Origin of the sequence: Rhizobium sp. BK112, assembly GCF_014193215.1 — a bacterium.
Taxonomy (GTDB): domain Bacteria; phylum Pseudomonadota; class Alphaproteobacteria; order Rhizobiales; family Rhizobiaceae; genus Rhizobium; species Rhizobium anhuiense.
In genome coordinates this window covers 25,292-37,493 of record NZ_JACHYZ010000013.1, presented here as the reverse complement: position 1 = coordinate 37,493, position 12,202 = coordinate 25,292, and the positions used below count along the sequence as shown (strand labels likewise).

Here is a 12,202-nt window from a genome sequence, read left to right as displayed (position 1 = left end):
GCCGGGCGAAAGCCCGGCTTGATCGGCAATTATTGGATTGTGCTCAGGCCGCCCAAGGGTGCGAAGCGGCGTTCTTCTTTTCGAAACTGTCGATCGCCTTGCCCTTTTCGAGCGTCAGGCCGATATCGTCGAGGCCGTTCAGCAGGCAGTGGCGCTTGAACTCGTCGAGATCGAACTTGATCGAACCGCCATCGGGGCCGGTGATCTCGAGGCTCTCGAGGTCGACGGTCAGGATGGCGTTGGAGCCGCGCGAGGCGTCGTCCATCAGCTTGTCGAGATCGTCCTGGCTGACCTTGATCGGCAGAATGCCGTTCTTGAAGCAGTTGTTGTAGAAAATGTCGGCGAAGCTGGTCGAGATCACGCAGCGGATGCCGAAATCGAGAAGCGCCCAGGGCGCGTGCTCGCGCGAGGAGCCGCAGCCGAAATTGTCGCCGGCAACGAGGATCTTGGCATCGCGATAGGCCGGCTTGTTGAGCACGAAATCCGGGTTTTCCGAGCCGTCCTCATTGTAGCGGGCTTCGGCGAAGAGGCCGGTGCCGAGGCCGGTGCGCTTGATCGTCTTCAGATAATCCTTCGGAATGATCATGTCGGTGTCGATGTTGACGACCGGCAGCGGCGCTGCAACGCCCGTGAGCTTCACGAATTTATCCATGATCCATGCTCCATTTCAGCAAATCTACTTTCTGAATTTGCATCTAGTCCAGTTTTTCGTCGAAATGAAGGAGAATCTTTCACAGATGGCGGCCACGCGACGTTTCGCGCGGCCTGCCGATTGCGCCGGTCCCCTTATTTGGACGGTGCGTTCAACCCCCAGAGGACGCCGAACGGATCACGAAGCTGGCCGTAGCGGTCGCCCCAGAACATCAGTTCGACCGGCATGACGACTTCGGCGCCGGCCGCAACCGCGCGATCCCACCAGAAATCGATATCGTCGATAACCAGCTGGATGGCGAAGCCTTCGTGGCCTTTGAAGGGATGGCCGTATTCGGGATAGGCATCCGACAGCATGAGGGAGCTGCCGTTGATGTAGAGATGCACATGCATCGTTCTGCCGTTTTCGTCGACCGGCACGCGATAGGCCTCTTCGGCGCCGAAAGCCTTCGTGTAGAATTCCGCAGCTTTCACCGCGCCATTGACCGTCAGATAGGGCAGCAGGCCATTCTTGACCGGCGGCATCTTGGTCGGGTTGCTCTCTGTCGCATCCATGCTTGTCCTCCATTCGTTTTTAGCGCCGGCTGAATGCCTGGCTGCTTCAAGGACGCAGCATGGAAGCGTGATCCGACAGTGTCGGCCGAAATTTTTCAGCGAACGAAATCTTCAGTGAAAAGGTGATCAGAGATCGATGATCGTGCCGCGGCCGTCGTTCCACACCCGCATCTCCGGCTTACCGTTGTTTGCCTTGGCACGGATCGGAGCGGGCTTCATCTTCATCGACAGCGCGCGCCCGACCATGAGTACGGTCAGGATGCCGCCGACAGCAAGCGTCACCGAAAAGGTGAGAAGCAGCATGGCCACGAAAACGGTGGCGCCGGCAAGCATGAGGAAGATGGAGCGAATGTTCTGCATGGTTAGAGACCTTTCTTCGGAAAGGAATGTGGTCCTTCTCTTTCCTCTCTGCAAGGCAAGCATGGCTTTTTGTTGTTCTGCTGGATGTTCTGGGGCAGGTTGCTTGCTTCGGCTGTCAAAGCTTGGCACTAATTCGCCATGAGCCGAAACCCCGTGACCCCTCGCCTGCGCCGTTCGGTGCTGAGCGTGCCTGCCATCAACCCCCGCGCCCTCGAAAAGACCCATGCGGTCGATTGCGATGCAGTGATCTTCGATCTCGAGGATTCGGTGGCGCCGGAAAAGAAGGCGGAAGCGCGGGAAAACCTGAGGCGCTTTTTTTCGGATCGGCCGCTCCAAGGCAAGGAGCGGATCATCCGTATCAACAGCCTGTCGTCCAATTTCGGCCTGGCCGATCTGAAGCTGGTGACGGCGCTTGGTCCCGATGCCGTTCTGCTGCCGAAGGTCGACGAGCCGCAGGATGTCACTGATATCAGCGACCTTCTCTCCGAGGCGGATGCGCCCGAAGATCTGCGCATCTGGGCGATGATCGAGACGCCGCGCGGCATCCTGAATGCGGCTGATATCGCCGAGGCCGGGCGCACGCCGGGCTCGCGGCTCGATTGTCTCGTCGTCGGGCTCAACGACCTGCGCAAGGAAACCGACGTGCTGCCGCAGCCGGGACGGAGCTATCTCGTGCCGTGGCTGATGCAGGTCGTCCTTGCGGTCAGCGCCTACGGGCTCGATGCGATCGACAGCGTCTTCAACGATTTCAGGGACGAGCAGGGTTTCGATGCCGAATGTCAGCAGGGCCGGGCCATGGGCTTTACCGGCAAGATGCTGATCCATCCCGCGCAGATCGAGCCCGCCAATCGCCATTTCGGCCCGGATCCGGCCGCGATTGCGGAAGCGGAGGCGATCATATCAGCCTTTGCCGATCCCGCTTCCGAGGGGCTGAACGTCATCAATGCAGGCGGTCGGATGATCGAGCGGCTGCATCTTGTCCAGGCGGAAAGTCTGGTTCATAAAGCCCGCCTGATCGCAGCCCGCCAGGCTGCAGCACGAAAGACGATGTGATGAAACTCTACCGCTTCCTGACCGGTCCCGACGATGCTTCCTTCTGCCACAAGGTTACCGCCGCCCTCAACAAGGGCTGGTCGCTGGAGGGCTCGCCGACCTATGCCTTCAATGCCGCAACCGGCGCGATGCAGTGCGGCCAGGCCGTCGTCAAACATGTCGAAAGCAAGGATTACGATCCTGAGATGAAGCTCTCCGAGCAGTAGCGCGTTCTGCCGAACGCGCGGTTTAGCGCTCGGCGGCTTCCTCGGCGCTGGCCTCGATCCGCTCCATGTCATCGTCGCTCAGCCCGAAATGATGGCCGATCTCGTGGATCAGGACATGGGTGATGATATCGCCGAGCGTCTCATCGTTCTCAGCCCAGTAATCGAGGATGGGGCGGCGGTAGAGGCGGATGCGGTTCGGCATCTCGCCGGTTTCCACCGTGAAACGTTCGGAAATGCCCCTGCCCTCGAAAAGGCCGAGCAGGTCGAAAGGGGTTTCCAGCGCCATGTCCTCGAAAACGTCGTCATCGGGGAAATCCTCGATCTCGATCGTGAGGTTGGTCGTCAGCTGGCGGAATTCATCCGGCAGATGGCTGTAGGCCTCCATTGCCAGCGACTCGAAGGTGCTGATCGTCGGCGCATGGCGGTCCCGCCAATCATCGCTCTGGTCTCTGCGGGCCATGAATATTCCTTCCTTTGCGGGCCCATATAGAACCTTTATCGCCGATTTTCGAGTGCGGAATCAAAGGCAGGAATAAATTCATAGAGAATGGCCGTTGACTCTTCATTAGCTCTCTGGAATCTATAAGAACATAACAGGAACAAGACGGATTGGAGAACGCCATGGCGCAGCACGCCCTGGCGCGCGAGCGGCTTTTTGCGCTCCGCGAAACCATCGCCAGACTGGAGGGAAAGCCCGCGCCGGCGCTTGCCGCGGCGGAACGGGAAGCCGTGGCGGAAGGACGCAAGGCCCGCCAGGAGCGCACTCTGCCGCCCCTGCCGTTTGGAATAGAGTTCCTCGATGGGGCACTGGAAGGCGGCCTGCCGCTCGATGCGATCACCGAATTCCGCTCGGCTCTGTCTCGCGATGCCGGTGCGGCAAGCGGGCTGGCTATGGCTGTTGCCGCACGGCTGCAGAAACAGGAAGCGGATGCCGGCAGGTTTCTGCCGTTGCTCTGGATCGGCGATGCAATCGGCACGCTGGAGGCCGGCCGTCCCTATGCCCCCGGACTTCGGGATTTCGGACTGAGCCCGGAGCGGTTTCTCCACGCCGCGCCACGCAAGCTGGACGAGGCGCTCTGGCTGGTGGAGGCGGCGGTGGAAAGCGCTGCCTTCTCGGCCGTCATCTTCGAAGTGCGAGGCAATCCCGCCCATTTCGGGCTGACCGAAAGCCGCAGGCTCAGTCTTCGGGCGCGGGCTGCCCGCCATCCACTCTTTCTCGTGCGCCAGGCCGGAGCGGAGGAGGCAAGCAGTGCGGCTTTCCGTCTGCATGTCGAACCGGCCCCGGCCGGTCTACGGCCGTTGCCGGACGGATCGAGGCTTTCCGGCAGCATCGGCAATCCGATTTTCCGTCTCACGCTGGAGAAGAGCCGCAATCCGGCTCCGCTCTCCTTTCTTCTGGAGTGGAATCCCCATGAACGCGAATTTCTCCCTGTCGCCGAACCAAACCTCGTTCGTCCTCCAGGCCAACAGTCAGCGCATTCTGGCGCTCAGCTTCCCGCATCTGCCAACGGACCGCATCGCCCGCAAACGATGGGGGCTCTCCTGGCGTTCGAAAGGGCGTCCTGAGACGCCGCCTATCGTCTGTTCCGGCAAGCTCAACAATGCCATTCGGCTGACGGCACTGGACGAGTTGGCCGAGAGGCTGGGGTTGAGGAAGGATTTGGGCGTTGCCGAAGCGCGCGCCATGTATCCAATGCTCGAGGTCGCGGAAGAGGATCCGGCGGCCGACCGCCGGCTGCTGGAGGCAATTGCCGACTGGTGCGACCGTTATACGCCGCTGGTGGCATTCGACGGCAAGGACGGTCTGTTTCTCGACATTAGCGGCTGCGCCCATCTGTTCGGCGGTGAAAAGGCGCTTCTTCGGGATGTGCTGTCGCGGCTTTTTCATATGGGGTTCGATGCACGGGGCGCGATTTCATCATCGCCCGGCCTTTCCTGGGCGGTGTCCCGCTTCGGGCAGAGTGGCGTGATCGAGGACGAAGAGGCGGAACATGTGCTGGTGTCCTTGCCGGTTACAGCCTTGCGGCTGGAAGGACAAACCGTCGATGCTCTGAAGAAGCTCGGCCTGAAATATATCGGCGATGTCATCGATGCGCCGCGAGCGCCGCTAACCCGCCGGTTCGGGCCGGAGCTGCTTCTGCGTCTCGACCAGGCGCTGGGGCATGAAGAAGAGCCGGTTTCTCCCCGGCGTCCTGTCGCCAGCCTCTCGGCCGAAAGCCGGCTGATGGAGCCCATCGGGACGGAAGAGCAGATCCTTGCCGTCACCAGGCAGGTCGCCATGTCGCTGCAGCCGTCGCTGGAGGCGCGAGGGGCTGGCGGGCGGGTGTTCGAACTGGTCCTGTTCCGCGTCGACGGCAGGGTCTTTCGTATCTCCGTCGGCGCTTCGCAGCCGCTGCGCGAACCAAAGCTCATTGCCGGGCTTTTTTCCGAGCGATTGCAGGCGGTCTATGATGATCTCGATGCCGGCTATGGTTTCGAGATCCTGCGGTTGAATGTGTTGCGGCACGATTCCTTCAACGAAGCGCAGGGGGATTTCGAGGGCGATCGTCAGGGAGAGATCTCGCTTTCTGTTTTCGTCGACCGGGTGTCGGCCCGGCTTGGTGCGGATTGCCTGCAAAGCTTCCAGCTTCGCGAGAGTCATGTGCCGGAACGCGCCGTCATTACGGTTCCTGTAATGGAGAGTCTTCCCAGGCGGAAGGTAGCGCGGGACATCCAACTTCCTTTCCGCGAAGAGCGCCCGTTGCGGCTCTTTGCAACGCCGGAGCCGGTCGAGATCATGATGGCCGAAGTGCCCGATGGTCCGCCGCAGATCTTCCGCTGGCGGCGCATGCAGCATCAGGTGGCAAGAAGCGAAGGGCCGGAACGGATTGCCATGGAGTGGTGGATCGATGGGGATGAGGCCGAGGCGCGTGACTATTTCCGCATTGAGGATGAGACCGGGCATCGCTTCTGGATCTATCGTCGTGGTTTTTATGGTCAGGAGCTTGACCCTCGCTGGTTCATGCACGGCGTGTTCGCATGACAACCGCACGGGCATTCTTCGAGGTCGGCACGAGAACGAATTTCTCGTTTCTCGAAGGCGCCTCCGGTCCGGAAGAGATGGTTGTGCAGGCCGCTTATTTGAAGCTCGGCGGTCTCGGGATTGCGGACCGCAATTCGGTTGCCGGCGTTGTGCGAGCGCATGCCCAGGCGGAGCAGCTTGAGGAGAGATACAAGAACAGGGATGAGATTCTGGCTGAGGCGAAGAAGAAGGGAAAAACAGAGGTCATTCTCGATCCTATCCGGGTTCAACCGGGCGCGCGTCTCGTCTTTTCCGACGGAACGCCTGATATCCTTGCCTATCCACAAAACCGGCGAGGCTGGGCAAACCTCTGCCGCCTTCTCAGCGCCGGCAATCTGAAGGAAGAAGCGGTCAAGGGAAGCTGCATCCTGACGGAAGCGGAGCTTGCGGAATGGGGGGACGAGATGATGCTCGCCCTCGTTCCCGACCGCAGCCTTGTCGATCATCAGGCGGGGCAGTCGACGCTGGACGATTATCTGGAGCGGCTTCGCAGGCGATTCCGCAAGGCCTTTTTCATGGCGCTGGCGCCAGCCTATGACGGCCGCGAGAGGCAGGTCTTTGCGGTGCTTTCGATGCTGGCTGCCCGAAACCGCGTGCCGCTGATTGCCACCAACCAGCCGATTTACCACCATCCTGAACGCCGGCCGCTTTCGGATGTCGTGATCGCGATCCGGGAGCATGTGCAGATACCACAAGCCGGATTCCTGCTGGCGCCGAATGCCGAACGTTACCTCAAGGATTCACGTGAAATGGCCCGGATCTTCCGGGACTATCCTGATGCGATCGAAAATACGCAGACCTTTTTCGGCAAGCTGAGCTTTTCGCTGAAGGAACTGGAGCACAATTATCCGCCTGAAAACGATCCGGGCGAAACGCCGCAGGAGACCCTGGAAAGACTGACGAGAGCGGGCGCCGCAAGGCGTTATCCCGACGGTATCCCGCCCAAGGTGGCGCAACAGATCGATTATGAACTGAAACTCATTGGGGATAAGCAATATGCCTCCTACTTCCTGACGGTTCACAAGATCATCCAGCACGCCCGCTATGAACTTAAGGTCTTGTGCCAGGGGCGCGGATCGGCGGCAAACTCGGTCATCTGCTATTGTCTTGAGATAACGGAAGTCGATCCGCAGAAGAGCACGCTGCTCTTCGACCGCTTCATTTCGATGGATCGTGACGAACCGCCGGATATCGATGTCGATTTCGAGCATGACCGGCGCGAAGAGGTCATCCAGTTCATCTACAAGAGATACGGCATAGAACATGCCGGACTGACGGCGGGGGTGACCACCTATCGGACCCGTTCGGCCGGCCGTGAGGTCGCCAAGGCCTTTGGGCTCTCGGAGGATGTTCAGTCGGCGATCAGCAGCCTCGTCTGGGGCTGGTCGGAGGACAATCTCTCCGAACGGGATGCCAAGGCGGCCGGCCTCGACATCAAGGATCCGGTGACGCAGAACGTGCTGAAATATGCGTCCGAGCTTCTCGGTTTCCCCCGCCACCTCACCCAGCATGTTGGCGGCTTCGTCATCACGCGGGACCGTCTCGACGAGGTGGTGCCGATCATGAAGACGGCGATGCCGGATCGCTACATGATCGAGTGGGACAAGGACGACCTCGACAATGTCAAGATCCTCAAGGTGGATGTGCTGGCGCTTGGCATGCTGACCTGCCTGCGGAAGGCCTTCTCGCTGCTTGAACTGCATTACGACGTGAAGAAGACGCTCGCAGACCTCGGCAACAAGGAGCATGGGGACGAAGGCGAGCCGGTTTACGAGATGATGGGCCGGGCCGATACGCTCGGCGTCTTCCAGATCGAAAGCCGGGCGCAGATGAGCATGCTGCCGCGTCTGAAGCCGAAGCTATTCTACGACCTCGTCATCGAGGTGGCGATCGTGCGGCCAGGACCGATCCAGGGCGATATGGTGCATCCCTATCTGAAGCGCCGGGAGCAGCAGGCCAAGAACATTCCGATCGAATATCCGAGCAAGGAGCTGGAAACGGTTCTGGAAAGAACCCTCGGCGTGCCCTTGTTCCAGGAACAGGCCATGCAGATCGCCATTACCGCCGCAGGCTTCAGACCGGCGGAAGCCGACAAGCTTCGCAGAGCGATGGCGACATTCAAGAGAACCGGGACGATCGGCAATTTCGAAAAGCGGTTCATCGAGGGAATGGTCTCAAAGGGCTATGCCCAGGAATTCGCGCAGCAGTGTTTCAACCAGATCAAAGGCTTCGGCGAATACGGCTTCCCCGAAAGCCACGCCGCCTCCTTCGCGCTGCTCGTCTATGCCTCCTCTTGGCTCAAGGCCTATTATCCCGATGTCTTCTGCGCGGCGATGCTGAACTCCCAGCCGATGGGGTTTTATGCGCCGGCGCAGCTGGTGCGGGATGCACGCGAGCACGGGGTAAGGATCCTGCCGGTCGATATCAATGAATCGGACTGGGATTGCGGACTGGAAGAAGCTGTCTTCGATCGGAATGCCGTCGATTTCCGGCATGAGAAGATGCGCACGATCATCAAGACCCGGCATGCGATGCGACTGGGTTTTCGCCAGATCAAGGGCCTCTCGATAGACGATATGGAACGACTGGTCGGCAATCGAGGCGAAGGTTACAGTTCGGTGCGCGATCTCTGGCTGCGGTCCGGTCTGCAAAAATCCGTCATCGAGCGGCTGGCGGATGCCGATGCATTCCGGTCGATCGATCTGTCGCGGCGCGAAGCGCTCTGGGCGGTGCGGGCGCTGGATGTGAAGAGCGCAGCCGAGGAACTACCGCTTTTCGAGCAGGCCCGTCATATCGACCTCCAGATCGAACCTATGGCGAAGCTGCCGGACATGCTGCCGGGAGAACAGGTCATCGAGGACTATCGTTATCTCTCGTTGTCGCTGAAGGCGCATCCGGTCTCTTTCCTGCGGGAGGAGTTTCAAAGGACGGGCATCACGCGCAATGTCGATCTGTTGAAGATCGCCAGCGGAAAGCGGGTGACGATCGCCGGCCTCGTGCTGGTGCGCCAGCGACCGGGTTCGGCCAAAGGTGTGATCTTCATGACGCTGGAAGACGAAACCGGTGTGGCCAATGCGATCGTCTGGCCGAAAATGTTCGATAAATACCGATCGGTCGTGATGGGTGCTCGGCTGGTGAAAATCCGCGGCAGGCTGCAAAGCCAGAGCGGAGTGATCCATACCGTTGTCGAGCATATCGAGGATATGACGCCGGCGCTCGGGATCCTGCACCGCGAGGCCCGGCGTTTCGGCGCCTGCGAACGAGCAGACGAAGTGCTGAGACCGGGGGGCGATCCGCGGCAGAAAAAGCTTGCGCATGCGCAAGAGAGGGTGGAGCTGGAAAAACGCATGGTTGCAACAGACCGCCATGCGGGCGCGGCGGCAACGGCTGAAGTGATGCCGCGCGGACGCAACTTCCATTAAAATAGCGTCACCCGATCAGGGCATGCGGCGCGTCTTCATCGGCCTTGTGGCGTCATCATCCTGAAACCTCTGCATAATTTTAGACGATATGCATGGGGTCTCATCCGGACGCTGTTATTCAATGATGCGGGGCTCGAATTTTTTCTTGACAGCCACCATCTTCTTTAGCAGAAAACACGATAGTCAGTGTCATGTTTGGAATGAAGACGTGCTCGTCTGCAGCTGCAATTATATAACCGATAAGGAAATCCGGGAGGTTATCACCAACCTTCTCGATGAAGACTGTTGGCAGCTTATCGTGCCTGCGAAGGTCTACCACGCCATGGAAAAACGCGGCCGCTGCTGCGGCTGTTTTCCCAACGTCGTCGACATCATTATCCAGACGACCGAGGAATATCACGCCCGTCGCCACTCGACGGAGACCGAAATATTTGATTTCATGTCCCGCTTGAAACAATTCCATGAGGAAAACAGGAGAGCGGACATTGAAAGGCGACAAAAAGGTCATCGAGCGGCTTAACGAGGCGTTGTTCCTCGAACTCGGTGCGGTCAACCAATATTGGGTTCACTATCGTCTTCTTGAGGACTGGGGCTACACCAAGCTCGCCAAGAAGGAGCGCGCCGAATCCATCGAAGAGATGCATCATGCCGACCGGCTTGTTGCGCGCATCATCTTCCTCGAAGGCCATCCCAACCTGCAGACCCTTGCACCTCTGCGCATCGGCCAGAACGTCAAGGAAGTGCTGGAAGCCGATCTTGCCGGCGAATATGACGCCCGCACGGCTTACAAGAAGTCGCGCGATATCTGTCATGAGGCCGGCGACTACGTCTCCATGAAGCTTTTCGAAGAGCTGCTGGCGGACGAGGAAGGTCATATCGACTTCCTCGAAACACAGATCGATCTGCTCGAGAAAATCGGCGAGAGCAAATACGGCCAGCTCAACGCCGACTCCGCCGACGAGGCTGAATAAGGCCCCTGCCGATATCGGCCGCCCCATCGGCGGCCGATATTCTTCACCTGGCCCGATATTCTTCATCTGGCATTGTCGTGGACCTTGCTCCCGTTTGCCGAGCGCAAACCGAAGCGGTCTTCCTGCTCAATCAATCTTCCGATTGCAGCGTCGTCAGATGCTGGAATTCGGCCACGACCTGGTCGTAGACGGCGCGCTTGAAGGGGACGATCAACCCCGGCAGCTGCTGCATCGGCTTCCACTCCCAGGCATCGAATTCCGGCTCGTGGCCGCCCGGCGGCGGGTTGATGGCGATCTCGCTGTCGTCGCCGTCGAAGCGGAAGGCGAACCAGCGCTGCGTCTGACCGCGGAATTTTCCTTTCAGCCCGATGCCGATCAGTGCCGGCGGCAGATCGTAGTTGATCCAGTCTCGCGCTTCGGCGAGCAGGGTCACCGTCTTCATGCCGGTCTCCTCGTAGAGCTCGCGGTAGGCGGCGTCCAATGGATCCTCGCCCTTGTCGATGCCGCCCTGAGGCATCTGCCAGAGCTGCGGCGAGCCGTCATATTCGGAATTGCCGTCGGGGATGCGCCGCCCGGCCCAGACGAGACCCTGGCGGTTCAAGATCATCACGCCGACGCAGGGGCGGTAGGGCAGATCCTCGGCTTTCACAGTCGCCTGGCTCATCTTTTTCTCCGTTAGGGGATTCTTCTCAGGGATCCTTATCAAGGATTCTCATCAAGGATTCCGGGGGTCGTTGGAAAGGGCGGCGACGCCGACGATCTCGATGCCGCGCATCGCGGCCCCCTCGCTCCATTTGGCGATGGCGTCAACGCTCTCATCGAAAGCCGATGCGACGCCGATCGCCTGACCGTTCTTGCGGGCGATGCGCTCGAGCTCGTCGAGCTTCTTCAGGATGGCGTTGATATCGAGCTGGCCGTCGAGCTGCAGATCGGCAAAGGCATAAGGCAGTTCGGTTCCCTTGGCCACCGTCGCCGTCTTTGATTGTGCCGAAGTGCCGTCGTCGAGGAACAGCAGGCCGCGTTTGCCGATATCGCGCATCACGGGTTCCATGGCGGCGGGATCCGACAAGAAACGGCCGCCGAGATAATTCATGACGCCGGTATAATTGGTGATCTCGCCCATCGCCTTGTGCAGGTTCTCGATGTTGCGGGCGGCCGGCTTCGTGGTCAGCAGGGTTTCAGGACCCGGATCATTCGCCGGATAATCAAATGGTTCGAGCGGTACCTGCAACAGGATCTCGTGGCCGCCGCGGCGGGCTTCCTGCATCCAGCGCTGCAGACTGTTGCCGCTCGCGGCGAAAGCGAAGGTGATCTCTTCCGGCAGGTCCGCTATGGCGCGCTGCGTTCCGGTCTGGCTGAGCCCGAGACCGCTGACGACGATGGCGATGCGGACGCCGCGCGCGCCGGACGAAGGACGGGCATATTGATCCATCGGCCGCCGGCCATCCGGACCGACGATCGGAAGCCTGCCCAAGGGGGTTTCTTCGAGCAATGCTTCATTCGGCTGAGCTGCCATGCGCGGATCCTGGCCGATCTGCATGGCATCGACCAGCACCGGCCCGCTGCCGTCACGCGGGCGCGGGCTGTATTTGGTGACGACGGAGCCGTCACCGGTGACCATCTGCTCGACATTGGCGCCCGAGCGCGGCTCGGCGCGCGGCATGCCGTCAGCCGCCTGGTTGGCGGCTGACGTTGGTGGCCGAGGCTGGGAAGGCGGCGTTGCTGGCTGCTCGGCCGCAGGCGGTTTGCTGCGTTCGAGCCCATCGCCGCGAAATGCCGTATAGAGCGAAAAGCCGCCTATCGCGAAAAGGCAGAGACTGGCGGCGATGCGGCCCAGGCGCAGAACACCCGGGCGCCGGCTGCCGGTTTTGCGGTTGCGGCCCAAAGGCGCATGCAGGTCCGTTCCCAATTTTTCGCCCGCTC

The 12,202-nt window shown here is 60.4% G+C and carries 13 protein-coding genes; 7 read left to right on the top strand and 6 right to left on the bottom strand.

Annotated features, from left to right (window positions below; all coding sequences use genetic code 11):
- Nucleotides 1-43 precede the first annotated feature (43 nt).
- The 3 genes from leuD to FHT75_RS28700 form a co-directional block, all read right to left on the bottom strand.
- Nucleotides 44-652 (bottom strand): 3-isopropylmalate dehydratase small subunit, encoded by a 609-nt coding sequence (leuD, locus tag FHT75_RS28710; RefSeq protein ID WP_047615835.1) that lies wholly within the window; start codon nucleotides 650-652, stop codon nucleotides 44-46.
- A 134-nt stretch (nucleotides 653-786) separates the two neighbouring features.
- Nucleotides 787-1,206 carry a VOC family protein gene (locus FHT75_RS28705; RefSeq protein ID WP_063473864.1) on the bottom strand — a complete coding sequence of 140 codons (420 nt, stop codon included), beginning with the start codon at nucleotides 1,204-1,206 and terminating at the stop codon, nucleotides 787-789.
- A 126-nt stretch (nucleotides 1,207-1,332) separates the two neighbouring features.
- Nucleotides 1,333-1,566: a hypothetical protein gene (locus FHT75_RS28700; RefSeq protein ID WP_047615832.1), complete on the bottom strand. Its 234-nt coding sequence runs from the start codon at nucleotides 1,564-1,566 to the stop codon at nucleotides 1,333-1,335.
- 138 nt (nucleotides 1,567-1,704) lie between these two features.
- On the opposite strand from FHT75_RS28700, the gene FHT75_RS28695 reads away from it, so the two are divergent.
- Entirely contained in the window at nucleotides 1,705-2,619 is a 915-nt protein-coding gene (locus FHT75_RS28695) for an HpcH/HpaI aldolase/citrate lyase family protein (RefSeq protein WP_063473863.1), read from the top strand.
- Nucleotides 2,619-2,825, top strand: a complete 207-nt coding sequence (locus FHT75_RS28690; RefSeq protein WP_063473862.1) for a DUF1737 domain-containing protein — start codon at nucleotides 2,619-2,621, stop codon at nucleotides 2,823-2,825. Before FHT75_RS28695 ends, FHT75_RS28690 begins: the two co-directional genes overlap by 1 nt.
- Before the next feature lie 22 nt (nucleotides 2,826-2,847).
- On the opposite strand, the gene FHT75_RS28685 is transcribed toward FHT75_RS28690, so the two are convergent.
- Complete coding sequence (locus FHT75_RS28685) at nucleotides 2,848-3,285, bottom strand: metallopeptidase family protein (protein WP_028759144.1); 438 nt, start codon at nucleotides 3,283-3,285, stop codon at nucleotides 2,848-2,850.
- Between the two features lie 161 nt (nucleotides 3,286-3,446).
- On the opposite strand from FHT75_RS28685, the gene FHT75_RS36010 reads away from it, so the two are divergent.
- The 5 genes from FHT75_RS36010 to bfr all read left to right on the top strand — a co-directional run bounded on the left by FHT75_RS36010 (nucleotide 3,447) and on the right by bfr (nucleotide 10,279).
- Nucleotides 3,447-4,391: an ImuA family protein gene (locus FHT75_RS36010; protein WP_063473861.1), complete on the top strand. Its 945-nt coding sequence runs from the start codon at nucleotides 3,447-3,449 to the stop codon at nucleotides 4,389-4,391.
- Nucleotides 4,303-5,847 carry a DNA polymerase Y family protein gene (locus FHT75_RS28675; protein ID WP_280949749.1) on the top strand — a complete coding sequence of 515 codons (1,545 nt, stop codon included), beginning with the start codon at nucleotides 4,303-4,305 and terminating at the stop codon, nucleotides 5,845-5,847. The genes FHT75_RS36010 and FHT75_RS28675 overlap by 89 nt, the downstream gene beginning before the upstream one ends.
- Nucleotides 5,844-9,308 carry an error-prone DNA polymerase gene (locus tag FHT75_RS28670; protein ID WP_063473860.1) on the top strand — a complete coding sequence of 1,155 codons (3,465 nt, stop codon included), beginning with the start codon at nucleotides 5,844-5,846 and terminating at the stop codon, nucleotides 9,306-9,308. Before FHT75_RS28675 ends, FHT75_RS28670 begins: the two co-directional genes overlap by 4 nt.
- 121 nt (nucleotides 9,309-9,429) lie before the next feature.
- Nucleotides 9,430-9,828 (top strand): (2Fe-2S)-binding protein, encoded by a 399-nt coding sequence (locus tag FHT75_RS36005; protein ID WP_080759938.1) that lies wholly within the window; start codon nucleotides 9,430-9,432, stop codon nucleotides 9,826-9,828.
- Complete coding sequence (gene bfr, locus FHT75_RS28660; RefSeq protein WP_047615824.1) at nucleotides 9,794-10,279, top strand: bacterioferritin; 486 nt, start codon at nucleotides 9,794-9,796, stop codon at nucleotides 10,277-10,279. The genes FHT75_RS36005 and bfr overlap by 35 nt, the downstream gene beginning before the upstream one ends.
- A 130-nt stretch (nucleotides 10,280-10,409) precedes the next feature.
- Here the strand turns inward: bfr and FHT75_RS28655 are convergent, their stop codons facing one another.
- Together FHT75_RS28655 and FHT75_RS28650 are read right to left on the bottom strand one after the other, a co-directional pair.
- Complete coding sequence (locus tag FHT75_RS28655) at nucleotides 10,410-10,943, bottom strand: RNA pyrophosphohydrolase (protein ID WP_047615822.1); 534 nt, start codon at nucleotides 10,941-10,943, stop codon at nucleotides 10,410-10,412.
- A gap of 51 nt (nucleotides 10,944-10,994) precedes the next feature.
- A complete protein-coding gene (locus FHT75_RS28650) occupies nucleotides 10,995-12,188 on the bottom strand; it encodes a divergent polysaccharide deacetylase family protein (RefSeq protein ID WP_063473858.1) in 1,194 nt (397 codons plus the stop codon).
- Nucleotides 12,189-12,202 lie beyond the last annotated feature (14 nt).

What these genes read in the sequence shown, in the direction of transcription:
- FHT75_RS28700 (WP_047615832.1), bottom strand. Translation starts at nt 1,566, where the DNA reads ATGCAGAACATTCGCTCCATCTTCCTCATGCTTGCCGGCGCCACCGTT.
- FHT75_RS36010 (WP_063473861.1), top strand. Translation starts at nt 3,447, where the DNA reads ATGGCGCAGCACGCCCTGGCGCGCGAGCGGCTTTTTGCGCTCCGCGAA.
- FHT75_RS28705 (WP_063473864.1), bottom strand. Translation starts at nt 1,206, where the DNA reads ATGGATGCGACAGAGAGCAACCCGACCAAGATGCCGCCGGTCAAGAAT.
- FHT75_RS28695 (WP_063473863.1), top strand. Translation starts at nt 1,705, where the DNA reads ATGAGCCGAAACCCCGTGACCCCTCGCCTGCGCCGTTCGGTGCTGAGC.
- leuD (WP_047615835.1), bottom strand. Translation starts at nt 652, where the DNA reads ATGGATAAATTCGTGAAGCTCACGGGCGTTGCAGCGCCGCTGCCGGTC.
- FHT75_RS28685 (WP_028759144.1), bottom strand. Translation starts at nt 3,285, where the DNA reads ATGGCCCGCAGAGACCAGAGCGATGATTGGCGGGACCGCCATGCGCCG.
- FHT75_RS36005 (WP_080759938.1), top strand. Translation starts at nt 9,430, where the DNA reads ATGATGCGGGGCTCGAATTTTTTCTTGACAGCCACCATCTTCTTTAGC.
- FHT75_RS28690 (WP_063473862.1), top strand. Translation starts at nt 2,619, where the DNA reads ATGAAACTCTACCGCTTCCTGACCGGTCCCGACGATGCTTCCTTCTGC.
- FHT75_RS28655 (WP_047615822.1), bottom strand. Translation starts at nt 10,943, where the DNA reads ATGAGCCAGGCGACTGTGAAAGCCGAGGATCTGCCCTACCGCCCCTGC.
- FHT75_RS28670 (WP_063473860.1), top strand. Translation starts at nt 5,844, where the DNA reads ATGACAACCGCACGGGCATTCTTCGAGGTCGGCACGAGAACGAATTTC.